15 protein-coding genes, 1 tRNA gene and 1 pseudogene are annotated in these 19,836 nt (G+C 67.8%); 7 read left to right on the top strand and 10 right to left on the bottom strand.

Annotated features, from left to right (window positions below; all coding sequences use genetic code 11):
• Positions 1–193 precede the first annotated feature (193 nt).
• Together AC1AYR_RS00295 and AC1AYR_RS00290 are read left to right on the top strand one after the other, a co-directional pair.
• Positions 194–1,252, top strand: a complete 1,059-nt coding sequence (locus AC1AYR_RS00295) for an ABC transporter substrate-binding protein (RefSeq protein WP_476511130.1) — start codon at positions 194–196, stop codon at positions 1,250–1,252.
• Between the two features lie 86 nt (positions 1,253–1,338).
• Positions 1,339–2,622, top strand: coding sequence for a nucleoside hydrolase (locus AC1AYR_RS00290; RefSeq protein WP_476511131.1), 1,284 nt, complete (start codon positions 1,339–1,341; stop codon positions 2,620–2,622).
• Positions 2,623–2,744: 122 nt separating this feature from the next.
• On the opposite strand, the gene AC1AYR_RS00285 is transcribed toward AC1AYR_RS00290, so the two are convergent.
• From AC1AYR_RS00285 to AC1AYR_RS00260, 6 genes are read right to left on the bottom strand one after another with little or no spacing between them, the layout of a single operon-like run.
• Positions 2,745–3,536, bottom strand: a complete 792-nt coding sequence (locus AC1AYR_RS00285; RefSeq protein WP_476502596.1) for an isoprenyl transferase — start codon at positions 3,534–3,536, stop codon at positions 2,745–2,747.
• Positions 3,537–3,541: 5 nt separating this feature from the next.
• On the bottom strand, positions 3,542–4,369 hold the full coding sequence (recO, locus tag AC1AYR_RS00280; protein ID WP_476511132.1) for a DNA repair protein RecO: 828 nt from the start codon (positions 4,367–4,369) through the stop codon (positions 3,542–3,544).
• 20 nt (positions 4,370–4,389) lie between these two features.
• Positions 4,390–6,222 carry an alpha/beta hydrolase family protein gene (locus AC1AYR_RS00275; protein ID WP_476511133.1) on the bottom strand — a complete coding sequence of 611 codons (1,833 nt, stop codon included), beginning with the start codon at positions 6,220–6,222 and terminating at the stop codon, positions 4,390–4,392.
• Positions 6,223–6,227: 5 nt separating this feature from the next.
• Positions 6,228–7,451, bottom strand: a complete 1,224-nt coding sequence (ispG, locus tag AC1AYR_RS00270) for a flavodoxin-dependent (E)-4-hydroxy-3-methylbut-2-enyl-diphosphate synthase (protein WP_476511134.1) — start codon at positions 7,449–7,451, stop codon at positions 6,228–6,230.
• Positions 7,448–8,629: a 1-deoxy-D-xylulose-5-phosphate reductoisomerase gene (gene dxr, locus AC1AYR_RS00265; protein ID WP_476511197.1), complete on the bottom strand. Its 1,182-nt coding sequence runs from the start codon at positions 8,627–8,629 to the stop codon at positions 7,448–7,450. Before dxr ends, ispG begins: the two co-directional genes overlap by 4 nt.
• Positions 8,629–10,209, bottom strand: a complete 1,581-nt coding sequence (locus AC1AYR_RS00260; protein WP_476511135.1) for a DivIVA domain-containing protein — start codon at positions 10,207–10,209, stop codon at positions 8,629–8,631. Before AC1AYR_RS00260 ends, dxr begins: the two co-directional genes overlap by 1 nt.
• Positions 10,210–10,439: 230 nt before the next feature.
• Here AC1AYR_RS00260 and AC1AYR_RS00255 point away from each other — a divergent pair.
• Positions 10,440–10,513, top strand: a tRNA-Val gene (locus AC1AYR_RS00255).
• 63 nt (positions 10,514–10,576) lie between these two features.
• Here AC1AYR_RS00255 and AC1AYR_RS00250 read toward each other — a convergent pair.
• Together AC1AYR_RS00250 and AC1AYR_RS00245 are read right to left on the bottom strand one after the other, a co-directional pair.
• Positions 10,577–10,993 carry a DUF3052 domain-containing protein gene (locus AC1AYR_RS00250; protein ID WP_476511136.1) on the bottom strand — a complete coding sequence of 139 codons (417 nt, stop codon included), beginning with the start codon at positions 10,991–10,993 and terminating at the stop codon, positions 10,577–10,579.
• 132 nt (positions 10,994–11,125) lie between these two features.
• Positions 11,126–12,001 carry a YlbL family protein gene (locus AC1AYR_RS00245; RefSeq protein ID WP_476511137.1) on the bottom strand — a complete coding sequence of 292 codons (876 nt, stop codon included), beginning with the start codon at positions 11,999–12,001 and terminating at the stop codon, positions 11,126–11,128.
• A gap of 106 nt (positions 12,002–12,107) precedes the next feature.
• Here AC1AYR_RS00245 and AC1AYR_RS00240 point away from each other — a divergent pair, with 106 nt between their 5' ends.
• Positions 12,108–13,760, top strand: coding sequence for a zinc-dependent metalloprotease (locus AC1AYR_RS00240; RefSeq protein ID WP_476511138.1), 1,653 nt, complete (start codon positions 12,108–12,110; stop codon positions 13,758–13,760).
• On the opposite strand, the gene AC1AYR_RS00235 is transcribed toward AC1AYR_RS00240, so the two are convergent.
• Positions 13,753–15,306: an ATP-dependent helicase gene (locus AC1AYR_RS00235; RefSeq protein WP_476511139.1), complete on the bottom strand. Its 1,554-nt coding sequence runs from the start codon at positions 15,304–15,306 to the stop codon at positions 13,753–13,755. The two genes, AC1AYR_RS00240 and AC1AYR_RS00235, sit on opposite strands and share 8 nt — an antisense overlap.
• A gap of 143 nt (positions 15,307–15,449) precedes the next feature.
• Here AC1AYR_RS00235 and AC1AYR_RS00230 point away from each other — a divergent pair.
• Together AC1AYR_RS00230 and AC1AYR_RS00225 are read left to right on the top strand one after the other, a co-directional pair.
• Positions 15,450–16,841, top strand: a pseudogene (locus AC1AYR_RS00230) (phosphotransferase); the annotation flags it as partial.
• A 772-nt stretch (positions 16,842–17,613) separates the two neighbouring features.
• Positions 17,614–17,838, top strand: coding sequence for a DUF3107 domain-containing protein (locus AC1AYR_RS00225; RefSeq protein WP_476511140.1), 225 nt, complete (start codon positions 17,614–17,616; stop codon positions 17,836–17,838).
• An 18-nt stretch (positions 17,839–17,856) separates the two neighbouring features.
• On the opposite strand, the gene AC1AYR_RS00220 is transcribed toward AC1AYR_RS00225, so the two are convergent.
• The gene (locus AC1AYR_RS00220; protein WP_476511141.1) at positions 17,857–18,741 is read right to left on the bottom strand and encodes a PHP domain-containing protein; all 885 of its coding nucleotides are present in this window, start codon (positions 18,739–18,741) and stop codon (positions 17,857–17,859) included.
• A gap of 134 nt (positions 18,742–18,875) precedes the next feature.
• On the opposite strand from AC1AYR_RS00220, the gene AC1AYR_RS00215 reads away from it, so the two are divergent.
• A complete protein-coding gene (locus AC1AYR_RS00215) occupies positions 18,876–19,793 on the top strand; it encodes an SPFH domain-containing protein (RefSeq protein ID WP_476511142.1) in 918 nt (305 codons plus the stop codon).
• Positions 19,794–19,836: the final 43 nt, after the last annotated feature.

The raw sequence follows: 19,836 nt of genomic DNA, 5'->3' as shown, positions 1-19,836 counted from the left end.
CTTGGCCTTATAATGGCAGGCGCTTGTCCGGCGTGTGGCAAACGGCGTCCCTCTCCCCTTTCGCTTCATATGGGAGGGACTGCCGGGGCGCCGGTCGGGCGGACTGTCAGGCCCTCCACGCCGTTCTCTGCCGATCGTCCGCCCGGAGCGACACCCAGAGAACGGTTGAGAGACAACGAACTAGGGATTCATCATGAAGCATAGCCTTGCAGCCAAGGCCATCGCCCTCGTGGGCGCGATCGCCATGACGATCGGCGTCGCCGCGTGCGGCCAGAGCAACGACTCCTCCTCCACGGACGGCCTCAAGAAGGTCACGTTCATGCTGTCCTGGGCGCCGGACACGAACCACATCGGCGTCTATGTGGCCAAGAACAAGGGTTGGTTCAAGGACAAGGGCCTCGACGTGGACATCGTGGCCGTCGCGCAGGCCGGCGCCGAACAGGCCGTGAACAACGGCAACGCCGACTTCGCGCTGTCCAACCTCACCAACGTGGGCATGTACAACCTCAAGGGCGCGCACCTCAAGCAGGTGCTGCAGGTCCAGCAGAAGCCGAGCGCCATCTGGTGCGCGCTCGCCTCGAACACCGCCATCAAGTCCCCGAAGGACCTGGACGGCAAGACGTTCGCCACGTTCGGCTCCAACGAGTCCGACGCCGTGGTGCGCCGCATGATCCAGACCGACGGCGGCAAGGGCGAATTCGACAAGGTCACCGTCGGCACCTCCACGTTCAAGACGCTCGAATCCGGCAAGGCCGACTTCGGCGGCTTCTACGCCACCTGGGAGGGCGTGCAGGCCGACATGTACGGCCCGAAGCTCAACTGCTTCACCGAGCCCGACTACGGCGTGCCCGGCAACGCGGACGCGATCGGCGTGATCACCAGCGACAAGACCATCAAGGAGAACCCGGACCTCGTCAAGAAGTTCACGCAGGCCACGCAGCAGGGCTACGAGTACGCGTACTCGCATCCGGACGACGCGGCGGACATCCTCGTCAAGGAGGCTCCGGACGCGAACCTCGAAAAGAAGTTCGTGCGCAAGAGCATGCAGACCATCGTCGACGGCCAGTACTGGGGCGACCCGGCCAAGATCAAGGACGGCTCGTTCGTGCTCGGCACCAACGACTTCGTCGAGCCGCAGAAGTACTTCGACTTCCTCGCCCAGGAGGACGCCTACACGGATTCCCACGACAAGGTGATCCACGAGGCACCGAACACGAAGGACTTCGCCACCAACGAATTCCTCGGCAAGTGACACCCCGCCGGCCCCTCCGGGGGCCGGGTCCGCAAGCCGCCGGCATGGAATCGTTCCATGCCGGTTTTTCGTTATAGGAGACCGATATGATCACGACGTCCATGCCACTGCCCATCCACGCGCGCACCCGCATCGTCGCCTGCGTGGACACCGGCGTCGACGATGCGATGGCGCTCGCGTACCTGCTCGCCTCGCCTGACGAATGCGAGCTCGTCGGCGTGCTCGCCGGCTACGGGAACGTGGACGCGGCGACTGCCGAACGCAACACGCGCATCGTGCTTGACCTGTTCGGACGACCGGACATCCCCGTGTTCCGCGCGTCCACGCACCCCTCGTGGGCCGACGCGTTCATCCCCGACGCGGGTTGCGCGCAATTCCACGGGCCGGACGGATTGGGCGGAACGGTCGGCGGGATGGTCGGCAGTGCGGAATCGGATGGCGCCTCCCGTGTGACGCCCGTGCCGGGTGGCGTCGTCGTGTCCGTCGGCGGGTATCGCGCGGATGATCCTCATGCGAATCCCGCAGGCGGTTGGAGTGCCGGCCGAGACCACCCCCAGTCGGCGGTGCCGACAGCCCCCGCCAGCGGGGGCGGGAAGTCTGGGACCCGCACTCCCCCGCACGACACGCACGACGAACACCGCTACGGGACGACCTGCAGGAACACCGCCAGCGGGAGCGGGAACGCATACGAGGAGCGGGACGGGGTCGGGTTCCTGATCGACGAGGTGCGCGCGTACGGGCGCGATGTGACGGTGCTCGCCACCGGTCCGCTCACGGACGTGGATGCGGCGATCACACGCGCTCCGGACATCGCACGCATGCTCCGTCTCGTGATGATGGGCGGCTCGCTCACCCAGCCGGGCAACTGCTGGGATGCGGTCGCCGAGACGAACGTCATCCAGGATCCGGAGGCCGCGGACCGCGTGTTCCACTCGGGCGCGGACGTGACGATGATCGGCCTCGACGTGACCCACCGGTGCCTGCTGCCGCAATCGGCCGCCGACATCTGGCGTGCGACCGACACCAAGCGCGGCCGGTTCTTCGCGGATCTCGCGGATTTCTCCATCGCGGCGAATCTCGCCGCCGATCCGACGATTTTCGCCGGCGGCATGCCGCTGCATGACCCGCTGGCGGCGGCGGTCGCCCTCGACCCGACGCTGGTCTCCACATTCGGCGTCGCTCTGCGCGCCGAGACCGCGACCGGCGATGCCACCGGCGTGCGCGGCCGCACCACCGGAGATCCGGCCGGTCTCGTGAATCCCGGCGCCCCGCGCGTCCACGTCGCCCTCGATGTGGATGCGGCCCGGTTCGTCAACAGGTTCACCGACCGGCTCGCCATGCTGTGCGCAGTGCAGCCGTCCCCTCGATAGATTCGACGCCTTCACCAGACACGACAGAACGAAGAACGGGGGGCGGAATCGCAGGATTCCGTCCCCCGTTTCCATGGATACTCACCCAGAACGCGAGCGATGCGCCTAGAGGACGTGTCCGGTCACTTCTTCACGCCTCCGAATCGGCGGTCGCGGTGGATGTAGTGGTCGATGGAGCGCCACAGGACCTCGCGGCCGCAGTCGGGGAACAGTTCGGGCACGAAGTCGAGCTCCGCGTAGGCGGCCTGCCAGGGCAGGAAGTTCGAGGTGCGCTGCTCGCCGGACGTGCGGATCACCAGATCGCAGTCGGGCACGTCGGGCAGGTACAGGTGGTCGGCGATCATCTTCTCGGTGACGCGGTCGCCGCTGATCTTCCCGTCGCGCACGTCCTTCGCGATGGCGGCGCAGGCGTCGGCGATCTCGGCGCGGCCGCCGTAGTTGATGCAGAACACCACGTCGATGACCTTGTTGTGCTTCGTGCGCTCCTGCGCGACCTCAAGCTCGTCGATGACGGACTTCCACAGCTTCGGGCGGCGGCCGGACCAGCGCACGCGCACGCCCCACTCGTCCATCTGCGCGACGCGGCGGTGGATGATCTCACGCGAGAAGCCCATGAGGAAGCGCACCTCCTGCGGGCTGCGCTTCCAGTTCTCGGTAGAGAACGTGTACAGCGACAGATAACGCACGCCCGCCTCGATGGCGCCGGCGATGGTGTCGAACACGACCGGCTCGGCGGCCTGGTGGCCGTTGGTGCGAATCATGCCGCGCTCCTTGGCCCACCGCCCGTTGCCGTCCATGATGACGCCCACGTGGCGGGGCACCTTGCCCTTGGGGAAGTCGGGGATGCGCGAGGGATCGGAGAAGGGGGCCGCCGGGATGTTCAGCGACGTGTAGTCCACGTTTTCGAAAGCCATGTCTGTCAATCTAGCAGTCGCATGGAACGTAGCGGGCGTTCGAGATAGTACTCGGCCCAATCCTCCACGAGACGCGTCGTCTCGGGCAGGAGCTCACGACCGTCGAGCTCCGTCCAGTCGCCGTCGACCAGCGCCTCGAGCTGGGCGAGCGCGAGCGGCGTGACGCGCCTCGCCTCGGGCGTGTGGTCCTTCGCGCACATGAGGCCGCCGGCCGGGACGGACAGGTACGCGCCTTCCATGGCACCGCCTATGGAACCGCCCACGGCGCCTTCCGTGAAACCATCCGTGAAACGTTGCGGCGCTTGGACTCCCGCCTCAAAACCACCCGTGAAACCATCCGTGAAACGTCGCTGTCCGCACACGACGCACGCGTGCAGACGCGGCGACCATCCGGCGAGCGAAAGCGCGCGCAGCACATAGGAGGCGGCAATGTGGTCGGAGGCGTGCGCATGCTTGGCGAGCGCGTTCAACGCGCCGATGAGCAACCGGTACTGCCCGGCCACGCGCTCCTCCTCCGCGCCGACGATCTTATCGGCGGTTTCGACGATCACGTTGGCTGCCGCGTACGCATCGTAGTCGGCGCAGATCGGTTCGGCGTAGGCGGCGACGGATTCGGCTTGGGAGACGACGTCAAGCGAGCGCCCCTGCGCGATGAGCAGATCGGCGCGCATGAACGGTTCGAGTCGCGCGCCGAAGCGCGATTTGGTACGGCGTACTCCTTTGGCGACGGCGCGTATCTTGCCGTGCCCGCGGGTGAGCAGGGTGATGATGCGGTCGGCCTCGCCGAGTTTCGCGGTGCGCAGCACCACGCCTTCGTCACGGTAGAGCGGCATGGTTTCCAGTCCCTTCGACGTCAGTAGACGAACAGGCCCCAGAAGGCGAAGAAGAACAGCACGTGGAGCATGGCGGTGGCGGTGAGCCAGAACAGGACGCGTCCGAACCGCGTGTCGGCGAGCACCGGTTCGCGTCCGGTCACGATGCCGTGGATGGCGTCGCGCCGGGGAGGCCAGCGCAGCACGCCGCGCCGGGAGGCGACTTCGATGAGCCGGGCGAACACACGCGACCACGCCCATACGACGAGCGTGCACACGATTTCGATGACCGGCCAGCTCCACCAGATCATGCCCGGCTCCTCGTCGGGCGCGGCACCCCAAGCGAGTTTCACCACGGCCATGACCACCTGGCCGAGTCCTGCGGCGAACAGCAGGAGCGTCGCCATCGTGGTGATGGTCAGCGTGATGAGCGCGTTGCCGAAGCCGTGCCGGAATCCGAGCCCCGGATAGCGCACGCCCCGGTTGCGTCGCCGCAGGCGGAACGCGATGCTCCGTCCCAAAGCGACGAGCCACGCCACGAGCGTCGCGGCGAGAAGCAACACCATGCCCGCGTGCAGCACCACCCCGTAGACGGTGAGCGAGCGTCGCGGCGCGAGATCGTCGGGCACGGCGATCGACTGGTAGATCGTGTCGCCGGCGACGCGCTCCGAGGTCTGTGTGAGCCCGGCCGCCGTACCGGACGCCCAGGCGATCACGTCGTCGACGTAGGCGTCGGCGAATTTCGTGCCGGTCTGGGCCTCGTCACCGAGCCGCAGCACATGGTTGGCGACCGGATAGCTGCGTACCGTCACGTCCTTGTTGCCGGCCTTGTGCGCGAGGGCGAGCATATGCGTGACGCCGTCGACCTGCGCGGTCATCACGTCCTTCGACCCATAGGCGATGAGCGTGGGAATCGCGTAGGCGGACGATTCGGGCAGGTCGAGATCGAAGTTGTCCAATCCGAACAGCGCCGTGTCCGCGTTGAACACGCGGCGCACGATCGACTGGTAGCCGTCGTTCGCACCGACGAGCGCGAAATCCTGGGAGACGAAGAAGCCGAGCGAGCGGCGCGGTGTGAACACCATCGGCGAGAGGAGTATCTGGAACGCGACGTCCGGATCGTCGGCGAGCAGGTACTGCGAGATCCACGTAGACTCGCTGGTCGCGTAGATGCCCACCTTCGCCGCGTCCACGTCACTGCGCGCGCGCAGCAGACTGATCGCGGCGTCGTAGACGCGCGCGGAGGCCGGATAGTCGCGCGTCACATCGGACGTGGACCAGACGGGTTTGTCGATGACGGCGGTGACGAAACCGGCCGAGGCGAGCGACGTGGCCATGTCGCCGAACGAGTTGTACGCGGTGCCGAAGCCGGCGCCGTGCATGAACACGATGCCAGGACGGCGTCCTGTCGCGCCGACCGGCTCGCGGATGAGCACGGTGATGTCCTGCGTCTCATCGGCGCCTTCGCCGTGCACGCGCCACGTCGAGTCGGCGGCGGCGTCGACCTTCTCCTCGCGTGCGCCGCCGACCTGCGTGCCGTCGCGGCGCACGGTGATGGAGACCGCGGACTCCTTCACCTTGTATGTGCCTTCGCTGTCAGGCGTCGCGCCGTCCGCCGCGGCGGCGCGCGACGCGCCCGACATCGTGTCGAACGTGACGGCGGTGTCGTCGGTGAGTGTCGCGATGGTGCGTCCGGTCGGCTCGTTGTCCCACGGCACGGTGGTGAGGTTCGACACGGAGACGAGCAGACCGATCAGGATGATGAAGATCGGCAGGCTGACGGACAGCCTGCGCCAATGCGACCACGGCGTGTCCCGTGTCGCGTCCGTCCCAGCCGATGCCCGCTCGCCCTGTGCCACGGCGCTCCCTCGCATCCGGCTCAGTGGCCGGGATGCTGGATGGGCACGACGACAGGCCCGGTGGAGCCGTCCGGCACCTGGCCGTCGGCCTCCATCTGGGCGGCGATGTCGTTGGCGATCTCGAGCAGCGTGTCGACGATCTGATCCTCGGGCACGGTCTTGATGACCTTGCCCTTGATGAAGATCTGGCCCTTGCCGTTGCCGGAGGCGACGCCGAGATCGGCTTCGCGCGCCTCGCCCGGCCCGTTGACGATGCAGCCCATGACGGCCACGCGAATCGGCGCGGTGATGTCCTTGAGCCCTTCGGTCACGGCGGAGGCGAGCTGGATGACGTCCACCTGCGCACGGCCGCAGCTCGGGCAGGAGATGATGTCGAACTTGCGCGGACGCAACCCCATGTATTCGAGCAGCTTGCAGCCGACCTTCACCTCCTCGACGGGCGGGGCGGAGAGGGACACGCGGATCGTGTCGCCGATGCCCTCGGCGAGCAGCGCGCCGAACGCGAGACACGACTTGATGGTGCCCTGCCACTGCGGACCGGCCTCGGTGACGCCGAGGTGCAGCGGCCAGTCACCCTTGGAGGCGAGCAGACGGTAGGTCTGGACCATGGTGATCACGTCGTGGTGCTTGACGGAGATCTTGAAGTCGTGGAAGCCGACGTCCTCGAACATGTGGGCCTCCTTGAGCGCGGAGGCGACGAGCGCCTCGGGCGTGGGGCCACCGTACTTGGCGTACAGCTCCTTGTCGAGCGAACCGGCGTTCACGCCGATGCGCAGGGAGATGCCCGCGTCGGTCGCGGCCTTGCAGATGTCGGGGCCGACCTGGTCGAACTTGCGGATGTTGCCCGGGTTGACGCGCACGGCCGCGCAGCCGGCGTCGATCGCCTGGAACACGTATTTCGACTGGAAGTGGATGTCGGCGATGACCGGGATCGGCGACTTGCGGCAGATCTCGGGCAGCGCGTCCGCGTCATCCTGGCTGGGGACGGCGACGCGCACGATGTCGCAGCCGGCGGCGGTGAGCTCGGCGATCTGCTGGAGCGTGGCGGGCACGTCCGCGGTGAGCGTGTTGGTCATCGACTGCACGGAGATGGGCGCGCCGCCGCCGACCGGCACCGGCCCGACCATGATGCGGCGGGACTTCCTGCGCGGGTGGAGCGGCGACTCGCTGGTCAGCTCGATCGGGTCGCCGGTCTTGCGGAACGGCTTGTTGACGGGATTGACGGTGTTCAACGTATTCATCATTGCTTGTCTATCAGCTCGTCGGCCTTGGCGCGGGCCTCGTGTTCGAGCTGTTCCATTTCCTCCACGTCCCGGAACATCGGCGCGCCGCGCAGCTCGGCGTCCATCGAGTCGAGTACGGCCTTGACCGTGTCGACGATGCCGAGATACGGCAGACGATGGTCGAGGAATGCATGCACGGCCTGCTCGTTGGCGGCGTTGAGCACCGCCGTGTGCTTCTCGGAGGCGGCGAGGCAGTGGCGTGCGAGCGAGACGGCGGGGAACGCCTCGTCGTCGAGCGGCTCGAACGTCCATTCCGCGGCCTTCGTCCAGTCGCAGGCGGCGGCCACGTTCGGCATGCGCGCCGGCGCGGACAGGCCGAGCGCGATCGGCAGGCGCATGTCCGGCGGGGACGCCTGCGCGATGGTGGCACCGTCGACGAATTCGACCATCGAATGGACGATGGACTGCGGGTGGACGGTCACGGCGATGCGCTCGGGCGGGATGTCGAACAGGCGGGACGCCTCGATGACCTCGAGTCCCTTGTTCATCAGGGTGGACGAGTTGATGGTGACGACCGGCCCCATGTTCCACGTCGGATGGTTCAACGCCTGTTCGGGCGTGATCGCGGTCATCTGGTCGCGTTTCATGCCGCGGAACGGGCCACCGGACGCGGTGACGACGAGACGCGCGACCTCGGCGTGCGTGCCGGAGCGCAGCGACTGCCAGATCGCGGAATGCTCGGAGTCGACCGGATTGATCTGGTCCTCACGCGTCTGCGCGCCGAACAGCAGATGGCCGCCGGCGACGACGGACTCCTTGTTGGCGAGGGCGAGCTGCGAACCGGCCTTCAGGGCGGCGATCGACGGTTCGAGGCCGATCGAGCCGGTGATGCCGTTGAGCACGACGTTCGCGCCGGAGGCGGCCATCGCGATGACCGCCTCCGGTCCGGCCTGCACCTGCGTGTGCTTCGCGCCGGCCTGCTCGAGCGCCTCGCGCAGCGCCGCCGCCTTCGACTTGTCGAAGACCGCGACCTGCGGCACGTGGAATTCGGCGGCCTGACGCGCGAGCAGGTCGACGTGCGCGCCGCCGGCGGCGAGGCCGACGACGGTGAACCGTTCGGGGTGACGGGAGATGACGTCCAGCCCCTGGGTGCCTATGGAACCGGTGGAGCCGAGAATGACGACTGTGCTGCTGTGAATCACTGCTGCTGCTTCTTTTCGTCGCCGCCGATGGTGCCGAAGGAACCGATGGTCGGGAACGACAGGTCGGGGATTTCCAGATCGTTGTTGTCGGAGGACAGCAGCGAGAACGGGTTGGTGGTCGCAGACGTCGAGGTCGTCGGCGTTGTCGACGCTGTCGGAGTCGACGTCGTGGCGGCGGCTGTCGGAGTCGACGTGAATGACGGCAGCGCATCGGACGTGGTCGTCACGGACGGGATGTCGAGGCTCGGCAGCTTCGGCGTGAACGACGGCACGTCGATGGCGGGCAGCTCCTGCGAGACCTCGGCCATATGGGCCAGTGCGGCCAGCGAGCCGGTGGCCGGCGTGGAGGACGCGGACGACGCGGCATCCGTATGCGGGGCGACTGGCGCGACCGGCGCGACCGGCGCATAGGACTGGGTCGGAGTGGCCGACGTCGTGGAGACCGGCGTCGTGACAGGTTCGTACGACGGGGTGGGCGTATACGCGACGGCGGACGGCGAGGCGGAGAACGCGGCCGTGGGAGCCGGTTCGGCCGGGCTGACGGACGGCGTGGGCGTGACGATCGGCGTGACGGCGGGAGCCACCACCGGGCTGGGAGCCGCGGCTGCGGCCGGCTGGGACGCCGCGGCGGCGTTCCCGGCGACGACCACGGACGGCGAGGCGATCGGCGCCTCGGCGGCCGGCGTGAACAGGCTCTGCTCGGCCTGGCTCAACGCATCGAAGCTTTCCGTGCGGGCCGTGGCGAGCGGGGCGGCGGGGGTGGCGGAGGCGACCGGCGCATAGCTTTGCGGGGCGTCGGCGCCATCGGTCTGCGGGACAGAGGGACGCTGGTACTGGGCATCCGGGGAGAACAGCGGGGCGACGCCGTCGGCCGATGCGGACGCGTCGGACGCCGCGGGAGACGGAGCCAGCGCAGACTGCGCGTCCTGCTCGCCGGCACCGTCGGACGTGACATAGTCGGCGACGCGGTCGAACGATTCAATGCGGCTCAGCAGCTGCACGCACGTGTTGAGGAAGTAGTCGACCTGGCGCTCGTCATAGCCCTTCTTGCCCTTGCGCTGCGTGAACACGGCGTTGGACACGTAATCGGCGGTGATCTTGTCGAGATCGCGCACATCCTTGCGGGACACGCCGTCCAGTCCAAGCTCGGCGGCGGCCTTGTCCGCGATCTGGTCGGACAAGCGATCCACCTGCTTGCGGTCGTAGGAGGGGGTGCGCGGCTTGCCGGAGCCGAAACGCTCACGCTCGGCGCGGTCAAGGTGCTTGGCCACCTCGCGGTACAGCTCCTCGGTCTGGGCCTTCCAGGCGACACGCCCATGCTGGGTGATCTCCCACGTGGTCTGCTTGTCGACCACCGCGCGCTCAAGACGGGCGAGGGCGGCGTCGACCTGTGCGATCTCGTAGCCGCCGCGGGTCAGATCGAAGGAGACGTTCTGGATGTCTCGCTGCGTCAGCTTCGCGCCGTCACTGTCGTACAGCGCGTGCGCGCGCTCCAGAAACGCGTCCACCTGGGCGGGGTCGTAGCCCCACTTGCGCTTGCCTGCCCTGGGGATTCCGGCTTCGGATTGCTGCGCCATGGGCTATCAACCTCCTAGAGGAACGAACGATACTGTCTGCCACATTACGTGAGCGTTGAGACGCAATCGGGTCCGATCGCGCGAATCATGGGGAACCGTCACGCCATGTTCACCACCCGAGGCGCGTTTCGCGGCGGTTTCCGACCGTCTGCGGGCACGTGTTCCCCACCGGGCGTTCCCTCGGCTGCTTCGCGTGTTTCGTCGGGGGTTACGCTATGGTGTTGCCGTGCGGGCGATTAGCTCAGTCGGCTAGAGCGCCACCTTTACACGGTGGATGTCGGGGGTTCGAGCCCCTCATCGCCCACGATCACTACCATAAGAGGCTTGGAATCCTTGCGGTTCCAAGCCTCTTCGTCGTATTCGCCCGTCAGCGGCCCTTGCCGTAGGCGCGCAGGTGGATGCCGTTCCAGTCAGGGCTCACGGTGATCGGCGTGGCGGCGTTCATGCCTGCGGTCTTCGCGGCGGACTGCACGGTGCTGGAGCTGGCGGCGCCGTCGCGTCCCGGCTTCGGGGTGAGCACCCACAGCGGGCCGTCCTCGCCGACCACGGCGTACGCGTCGACGATCGTGTCGGACAGCTCGTCCTCGTCGTCGCCGTCCCGCCACCACAGAATCACGCCGTCCACGGCGGAGTCGTAGTCTTCGTCGACGAGATCCTGACCCGTCAGATTCTCGATCTTCTCACGGATCGAATCGTCCACGTCGTCATCCCACAGCCATTCCTGCACGATGTCGCCGGGTTTAAACCCAAATTCCTCAGCGTTCTGTGATGCGGTTTGATTCACGATGACCACCATACCAACACTTGCCGAACAGCGGCGTTAACAAACGGGCAAAAATGAGACGGGCGTGCGTCGCGCGCGTCCGACGGCGCACGGACCGCAGACGCGGCACGCGCCGACCCGCCACGCACGCGCTCACTGCACCGCGCAGTGCGGCAGGGACTCCCCCTTGCCTTCGCCTATGGCGACGAGCGCCTCATACGCCTCGTCGAGCGTGGACACGCTCACGTCGCGCAGACCGTCGGGCACATGCCCCACGACCTCGCCGCAGTTGGCCTTCGGCGCGAGGAACCATGTGGCACCGTCGCGTTTCGCCCCGATCATCTTCAACCGGATGCCGCCGATGCTTCCCACCTTCCCTTTCGCGTCGATGGTGCCGGTGCCCGCGATCGTCCTGCCACCGGTCTCGTCCTCCGCAGTGACCTTGTCGATGAGTCCGAGCGCGTACATCATGCCGGCGGACGGGCCTCCGATGTCGTCGACGTGCATGGCGACCTTCATGCCGGACACGTCGACGCCTTTCGTCTTGAGGAAGCGTTTCGCCGCCTTCACGGCGTTGTCCTGCGAGGACGTCATCTCCTTGGACGACTCCTTGCGGTACTCGCTGGTGGTCTGCCCGGCCGGCACGACCGCCTCGCGCGGCATGACGACGCGCTGCGGGTCGATCCACGACCAGAGCACCTCCGCATTGGTCAACGGGTAGCCGGGCACGCCGTTCGCGGAGACCGTGACGAGCAGCAGTCTGCCGGAATCCCGGTGCGTGGCGACGCCGGTCACACCGATCACCTGCGACTTCCCGTCGTTTCCACCTGCCTCGACCGTGCCGAGCACGTCGCGCGTGGGCCCGGGCCATTCGGTCGAATACGCGCTCGGCAGGCACAACGTCACCACGCATAGCGCCACGGCGGCCGTGCCGGCGAACCAGCGGGGAGAACGGGATCGGACGTACCGTCCGAGGCGCGATGGCACCGCGCGCAGGGAATCCAGGGAATCATGGAGGGAGAAGGACATACGGCGCATCATACCAGCGCACGCTTTGCGCGAAACATGCGCGGGACACCCTAAGATGGACGGCAAGACCAGATCGACAGACAGCAACCAGACAAGAGGATCCGATATGGACGAGAACGCAATCCACGAGTGGCTGATCAAATGCTTCGGCCCGGTGCAGGGCGAGATGGCGTGGCAGCAGATCTCCCAGTTGCCCGATTCGATCCGCGAGCAGCTGATGAGCCAGGATCCGAGCACCCTGCCGAACCCGGCGGAGGTGCAGCAGATGATGGCCGCGTTCACCGCCGGTGGCCTCAACACGATGGGCGACATGAGCCAGGTCGTCGAGGACGGTCCGATCAACGTGAAGCTCGCCCGTTCGCTGGCGTTGCAGCAGGCGAACGCGGACGGCTCGCGCACGAGCGTCACCGCAGCCGAGGGAGCGGCGGTGCGGCGTGCGATGAGCGAGGCGAACCTGTGGCTGGACACGGCGTGCGCGTTCGATCCGGCGCCCGGCGAGCCGCAGGCGCTGACGCGCGCCGGCTGGGTGGAGGACACGCTCGACGCGTGGGCGAAGTTCGCCGCGCCGGTCGCCTCCTCGATGGGCGAGGCGCTCGCCTCGGTGATCTCCGAACGTCTCGGCGGCTCTTTCGACGGCGAGATCGCCGGCATGTTCGCCGGTCCGGTGCCGATTCCGATCCCGGACGGCATGAAGGATCCGAAGCAGCTGGTCAAGCTGCTCGGCAACACGTCGTTCGCGATGCAGCTGGGTCATGCGGCCGGTTCGCTCAGCCGCGAGGTGCACGGCGGCTTCGACCAGGGTATCGCGCTGCTGTCGAATCCGGCGGGCGCGCTGGTCGCGCAGAACGTCGAGGAGTACACGAAGCAGCTCAACGGCGAAGGCGTCGCCGACTCCGGGAATGCGGGCGGCGACGGCGGTCCGGCCAATCCCATCGGCTTCACGTCGGCGGCGAGCGACCGTCCCGCGTCGGACGACGGCGCGTCGCATCCGGCATCCGACCCCGCGACCGAGGCCCTGTTCGACGAGATCGTGCGCCCCGACCCTATCCCCGCCGACGAGGTCATGGCGTTCCTCGCCCTGCGTGAGGTGGCACACGCCCGCCTCTACTCGGCGGTGCCGTGGCTGATGCCGCGCTTCGAGGCGCTGATCGGCAAGTACGCGCGCGGCATCTCCATCGACCTGGACGCGATGGAGGAGCAGCTGCGCGACGCGGGCGCGCTCGATCCGGATTCCATCTCAAGCGCCGTGAACCTCACCAAGGTCGGCATCCCGGACACGCCGGAGCAGAAGGAGGCGCTGGCCGCGCTCGAATCGCTGCTCGCACTGGTCGAAGGCTGGGTGGACTGCGTGGTGTGGCGCGCCGGCATGGCGCACATCCCGCACATCGAGCAACTGCGCGAGATGATGCGCCGCGAACGCGCCACCGGAGGCCCGGCCGAGCGCACGTTCGAAAGCCTGCTGGGCCTTGAGCTGCGTCCGAAGCGCATGCGCGAGGCGGCCGGCATGTGGGAGATGACCACTTCCGCGGAAGGCGTGGACGCGCGAGACGCGAGATGGTCGCATCCGGATCTGCTGCCCGTGCTCGCGGGCGAGAACGGCATGGCCGCGCAGCCCGGAGCCGGGACGGCGACGGACGGCGACGGCAAGGGCGATGGAAGCGGCACGGGAGCGGACGGCGCGAACGGCACCGGTTCCACCGGCACCGACTGGGACGCCGAACTCTCGAAGCTGCTCGGCGAGGACGGCGACGTCAGCTGAGGAAACGGCTGAGACGACGGTACTGGGAGCCGACACCGTCCTTGGAACGGGCATAGGAGACGTGGAGCGTGTCCTCGGCGCGCGTGATCGCCACGTACATGAGGCGACGCTCCTCCTCCAGCCCGTCCCCCGGCTGGGGCGAACCGTAGGGCATGAGGCCCTCCGAACAGCCGATTACGAACACGTGCTTGAATTCAAGGCCCTTCGAGGCGTGCACGGTGGACACGGTCACACGCCCCAGCTTCGCCGCGAGCCGACGCGCCTGCCTGTCCCCGTCCGTCTCGCCGCCGTCCCCTCGTGATTCGTCGCGTTCACGCAACGCCTCCACCATCGCCAGACGCGCGGCCATGTCCATGTCCGCCACCGGCGAAGCCGACGCCCAACCATTGTCCCGCTTCACCCGGTATCCGATGCCCGCGTGGCGCAGCGCCGTGCAGCATACGGCCTGCTGCGCGTTGATGCGCGTGAGGATCGCGCAATCCGCCGGATCGGCTCCCTGATCGACGAGTCGGCGGATGCGCATGGCCACGCCGCGCGCCTCCTCCTCATCCGTCTCATACACGGTGCGTTCGATGCGCCGGCCTCCCTCACGCGCCGACGTGAGCTTCAGATACTCGTGCCTCACCGGCGAGGCGGCGAGCACGCGGTTCGCATAGGAGACGATCTGCGGCGTGGAACGGTAATCCGTGTTCAGCGAGATGTCGGCCGAAAGCGGTGTGAACTCGTCGGCGAAGGCGAGCAGATCATAACTGGACGCACCGGCGAACGAGTAGATCGTCTGCGCCGGGTCCCCCACCACGCACACGTTGCGGTTGTCGCCCAGCCACAACCGCATCAGCCGATGCTGCAACGGCGAAACGTCCTGATACTCGTCGACGGTGAGCCAGCCCACCGACCGTCGGATCGCCGCGGCGGCCTCGTCGAAATCCTCGATCACGTGGCACGCCATGAGCAGGATGTCGTCGAAATCCATTTCCCCGCGCGACGTCTTCTCACGTTCGTACGCGTCGTACACGTCGGCGAACCGGTCCGGTTCGAGTCCCGCGGGACGGCATCGTCCGGTCACGGCGGCCACGCGCGCCACCTGGTCGGGCGCCACGAGCGAGATCTTCGCCCAGTTGATCTCATCGCGCACCGCACGCACCGTCGCGTCGTCCTCGTCCACGCCCGTGTCGACGCGGCGCAGCGCACGCGCGGCGACGTCGCGGGCGTCCTCGATCAGACGCGGGAACGGCGCGTCGCACACGTCGGTCCACACGCGGCGCAGCTGGTGCAGCGCCGCGGAGTGGAACGTGGACGCCGTGACCTTGTCCCCCACGCCGAGCGACGCGAGACGCACGCGCATCTCCGCGGCGGCCTTGACGGAGAACGTGACGGCGAGCGTGCGCGACGGGTCCCACGCGCCGCTCGCGCACGCATGTGCGATGCGACGCGTCACCGTGCGCGTCTTGCCCGCGCCGGCGCCCGCGACGATCCGCACCGGACCGTCGAGCGCGGTCGCCGCCGCCATCTGCGCCTCATCCAACCCGTCCAGCAGCTTGTCCATGACCTCATTGTGGCACACCCGCGCGGGCGTGGGGCGACGGAGGGAAGGCGGCCGCGCGGCGACGCCCGAAAACCGTGGCGTCGCGGGCGCCGCACATGCGCGGCGTGTATTAATGTGGGAGTGTGACAGAACGTAATGAACTGATGCTGGCGGCACTCACCTCCGCCGCCCTGCCGTCCGTCGTCGTGGCCGGCGTGTTTCCGGGGATGACGCACGCGGACGGCATCGACCAGGCGCAGGTGCGCGACGTGACCGGCAAAACGTACGACGTCTACGCCTCCAACACCGAGGCGGGCCGCAGGAAGCTCGCGGCAAGGGTCAAGGCGGCGAAGGCGCTGGCCGAGGCCCGCGAACCTGGCGGCCTCGGATTCGCGCTCGACCGCGTGCTCGGCTTCGCGCCCGGCACGGACCCGAAAAGCCCCACGGGCGACACCGCCGTCATGGTGGCGATGCATCAGGACGGCGTCGAACGCGACCTGAACTTCCTTACGTTGGATGACTGCGCCGCGATGGGCACGGCAATCGGCGCGATCCACCGGCTCAACCCCTCGTTCCTCGGCCCGGCCGGATACCCGATGTACGTCACCGGACAGATCCGCGCGCAGCTGACCGCGTGGATCGCACGGCTGAAGAACGCGGGGCACGTGCCGCCCGAGATCACCTCCAGCTGGTCGAAGATCATGGAGACCGAAGGACTATGGGCGTTCAACACGTGCATGGTCCACGGCGGATTCGAGGACGGCGACGTGCGCTTCAGCGGGTCGACGATCACCGCGATCAACAACTGGCAGAACATGCAGGTGAACGATCCGGCACGCGATCTCGCATGGATCTTCTCCAGACTCGACGAAGCCCACCGCAACGCGGTGCTCACCGCGTACGGGCGCATGATGGGCAACCGGCTCGACGGGCTCATCATGCTGCGCGCGAACCTGTGGGTGCAGATGGAACAGGTCGGCGACTTCATCCAGGCGGTCAAACGTGCCGACTCGCAGCAGATCATCCGGTTCAAGGCGCAGGTGGATCGTCTCGCGCACCAGCTGGCGCTCGCGGCGCGCGCCGCCGAACCCGCGCCGGCATCATACCGGCCGGGAGCGCGCCGCGCCGGCGCGGCCGGAGCCGCGGGCCCGGGTGCGGGCGCGGGCGCGGCAGGTGCAAGTGCGAACGGCGGACAGGAGAAACCGCCGTCGACGATCACCGTGGGCACGTTGCTCGAAGCCGGCGAGCGCCGCCGCGCCGCCGCCGAGACCGCGGCCGCGCGCGCACGGGGCGCCTCACCCGCCGATCCCGACAGCACCGGATCGGCCGATATCGTCGCCGCGGGCGACTACGCACCGGACGGCACGGACGACACGTCGCGCACGCCGATCAAGGCGGACGGAACGTACGCGCCCGGGGAAGCCGGGCACGGCGCTCCGACGGCCTCCGGTTCGACGAAGCCGCAGCGCCCCGCCTACCCGTACCCGGACATGCCCGCTCCCGATTCGTCGGTCACGATCTCGTTGAGCAAGCTCACCGGCCGTGACGGCACCACGGAGGACGACGACGCGGCCGACGTGCACATCGATGGCCGCCGCACCGTGAACGGCATGCCGATGCCGCCCACGATCGCGCCGATCCGCCCGCTGTCGCGCGTGGTGACGTCGGGCACGTTCGACGCGCCGCCTGCGCCAGGGGTGCATGAACCGCCGACGGACACTTCGGCGACGGTGGTGATTCCGCTGCTCGAACGTGAGGAGCGTGCGTTGCGCGACGCGCGGGCCGGACTTGATTTCGATGATGAGACCTTCGACGACGAACCGCAGGCGGACGGCGAGTATTCGCCGTCCGAAGCCGACGAGACGCCGAAGATCGACGCCGTGGATGCCGAAGATGCCGTGGATGCCGCCGACGCGGATGCACCGGGTGACGCGGACGTTCCGGTCGTGGCGTCGGAGATCACCGATCCCGACGACACGCCGTCGGTCACTCCGATCGTCGTCGCCGCGCCGCAGGTCGCGGTGATCGCGTCGACCGGCACGGTGACCGCCGACGAACCGGAGCATGACGGGGATTTCGAAGCCGCCGCACCGGAATCCCCCGACGAACCGGTGGCCGCCGAACCGACGGACGGGAACGCAGACCCCGACGACACGGATTCCGACGACACCGGCGAGGCGCACACCATCCCCGCCGAGGTGAGCGACGTGAATCCGGACGCCACGCCGACGGCGTAATCTCGGACAACCCGCCCGCGAGAACCCTCACGGGCGGGCACAATGGGGAACGCCAATCGAACCGAACACCATCAACAGGACAAGGAGCAACATGGACATCGAACTGGGTATCCGCAATGTGGCGCGCACCGTCACCTTCAGCACCGAGGATTCCGCCGACCAGGTGAACGAGGCCATCGCCAAGGCGCTGGACGCGCATCAGCCGGTCGTCCTCACCGACGACAAGGGCCGCCGCATCATCGTGCCGGCCGACGCGCTCGGCTACGCGATCGTCGGTTCGGAGACCAAGCACGCCGTCGGTTTCGGCGCGCTGTGACCGAAACGACGTGGGAATCTAACGCCACAGGGGGATCGCGCCGCGTTCGACGATGCGGCGCACCGTCCCCTCGTCGGTGAGGTTCTCCCCCAAGGTGTTCGGCTTGCCGGCACCGTGCCAGTCCGAACCACCCGTCACGAGCAACCCGTGCGCGTTCGCGATGGCGAGCAGGCGCTCCCGCTGTTCAGGCGGGTTGCCGCGATGCCACACCTCGAGTCCGTCGAGTCCCTCATCGATGAGGCGCTCGATCTGCTTGTCGGACAGGAGTCTGCGGTTGCGGCTCAGATCGCCCGCATGCGCGATGACGACCACGCCGCCCGCCTCGTTCACCGCACGCACCACCTCGTGCGTGGTCGGCGAGGGCGTGGGGATGTAGTACTTCGAATCGGCGCTCACCGCGTCGGCGAACGCCTCCGAACGGTTCCGGTATACGCCGGCCGCCACCAGCGCGTCGGCGATATGCGGACGGCCCACCGTGGTCCTGCCGCCCTCCTTCACTTGCGCCATCACCGACTCCCAACTGATCGGATAATCCTCGGCGAGACGCGCCACCATGCGTTCCGTGCGCTTGAGGCGCGCCTCACGCGTCGCCGCGAACAGGCGCGTGATATGCAGATTGCGCGGATCATACTGGTAGGCGAGCATGTGCACCGACACGCCTTCATCGCACGTCGTGATCTCGCTGCCGCGCAGCAACGGCAGCCCCTGCGCCGTGGCGGCATGCTGGGTGCTCTCCCATCCTGCCGTCGTGTCATGGTCGGTGACGGCCACGCCGACAAGGCCGCGCTCCTTCGCTTCGACGAGCATCTCGGCAGGCGTGCGCGTGCCGTCGGAGAACACGGTGTGGCAGTGAAGATCCCATCCCCGCTGCGGTGGTTCGGTGGGCGCAACGTATCCAGTCATACGTCCTATCGTAACCCGGGAGCGACGGCACCCCGCACATCGATCGAGGCGTCTGCGTCGCACGCTGGTAGAATTGGCGGTATTGGGCCATGTGACTAAGGAAGGTCACGGCACAACAGAAGGGAAAACAGAAAATGATAGGCATAGGCGCGATATTGGGGGGCGTGATCGTCCCCATCGTGGTGATCGTCCTCGTCCTCGTGTTCTCGTCCATCTTCATCGTCCCGCAGCAGCAGGCGTACATCATCGAGCGCTTCGGCAAGTTCCAGTCGGTGCAGTTCGCCGGCATCCACATCCGCATCCCGTTCGTCGACCGTATCGCGATGAAGACGAACATGCGCGTCAACCAGCTCAACGTGCAGCTGGAGACCAAGACCCTCGACAACGTGTTCGTCACCGTCGTCGCCTCCACGCAGTTCCGCGTCAACGCGCAGAACGTGGCCACCGCCTACTACGAACTGCGCGACCCGGCCGGCCAGCTGCGCTCCTACATGGAGGACGCGCTGCGAAGCGCAATCCCGGCGCTCACGCTCGACGACGCGTTCGCCCGCAAGGACGACGTCGCGTTCGACGTGCAGAAGACCGTCGGCAACGAGATGAGCCGCTTCGGCTTCACCGTCGTCAAGACGCTCATCACCGCCATCGACCCGTCGCCGCAGGTGAAGAACGCGATGGACTCGATCAACGCCGCCCAGCGCGAGAAGGAGGCGACACGCCAGCGCGCCGAGGCGCAGCGCATCCAGATCGAGACGCAGGCGGCCGCCGAGGCCGAGAAGACCCGACTGCAGGGCGAGGGCCAGGCGAACTACCGCCGTGAGATCGCCAACGGCATCGTCGACCAGATCAAGAGCCTGCAGGCCGTGGGCATGAACATCAACGACGTGAACAACGTGGTGCTGTTCAACCAGTATCTCGACGTGATGCGCTCGCTGTCCGAATCCAGCAACGCGAAGACCGTGGTGCTGCCCGCCTCCACGCCCGGCGGCTATCAGGACCTCTACGAGCAGGTCACCAAGGCCATGCTCACCGCCTCGGAGACCCAAGGCAAGTAGCAGCCCTCCCCCATCGGGTCGAGGTGCCCGACACCGAGGCGCG

This window comes from Bifidobacterium sp. LH_417 (assembly GCF_056357035.1).
The sequence above is the reverse complement of the archived record's forward strand: the minus strand, read 5'-3'. Positions and strand labels throughout refer to the sequence as shown.

Excerpts from the sequence above, each read along its gene's own strand:
- AC1AYR_RS00295 (WP_476511130.1), top strand. The coding sequence starts at position 194 with ATGAAGCATAGCCTTGCAGCCAAGGCCATCGCCCTCGTGGGCGCGATC.
- AC1AYR_RS00290 (WP_476511131.1), top strand. The coding sequence starts at position 1,339 with ATGATCACGACGTCCATGCCACTGCCCATCCACGCGCGCACCCGCATC.
- AC1AYR_RS00285 (WP_476502596.1), bottom strand. The coding sequence starts at position 3,536 with ATGGCTTTCGAAAACGTGGACTACACGTCGCTGAACATCCCGGCGGCC.
- recO (WP_476511132.1), bottom strand. The coding sequence starts at position 4,369 with ATGCCGCTCTACCGTGACGAAGGCGTGGTGCTGCGCACCGCGAAACTC.
- AC1AYR_RS00275 (WP_476511133.1), bottom strand. The coding sequence starts at position 6,222 with ATGCGAGGGAGCGCCGTGGCACAGGGCGAGCGGGCATCGGCTGGGACG.
- ispG (WP_476511134.1), bottom strand. The coding sequence starts at position 7,451 with ATGATGAATACGTTGAACACCGTCAATCCCGTCAACAAGCCGTTCCGC.
- AC1AYR_RS00260 (WP_476511135.1), bottom strand. The coding sequence starts at position 10,209 with ATGGCGCAGCAATCCGAAGCCGGAATCCCCAGGGCAGGCAAGCGCAAG.
- AC1AYR_RS00245 (WP_476511137.1), bottom strand. The coding sequence starts at position 12,001 with ATGTCCTTCTCCCTCCATGATTCCCTGGATTCCCTGCGCGCGGTGCCA.
- AC1AYR_RS00240 (WP_476511138.1), top strand. The coding sequence starts at position 12,108 with ATGGACGAGAACGCAATCCACGAGTGGCTGATCAAATGCTTCGGCCCG.
- AC1AYR_RS00235 (WP_476511139.1), bottom strand. The coding sequence starts at position 15,306 with ATGGACAAGCTGCTGGACGGGTTGGATGAGGCGCAGATGGCGGCGGCG.
- AC1AYR_RS00225 (WP_476511140.1), top strand. The coding sequence starts at position 17,614 with ATGGACATCGAACTGGGTATCCGCAATGTGGCGCGCACCGTCACCTTC.
- AC1AYR_RS00220 (WP_476511141.1), bottom strand. The coding sequence starts at position 18,741 with ATGACTGGATACGTTGCGCCCACCGAACCACCGCAGCGGGGATGGGAT.
- AC1AYR_RS00215 (WP_476511142.1), top strand. The coding sequence starts at position 18,876 with ATGATAGGCATAGGCGCGATATTGGGGGGCGTGATCGTCCCCATCGTG.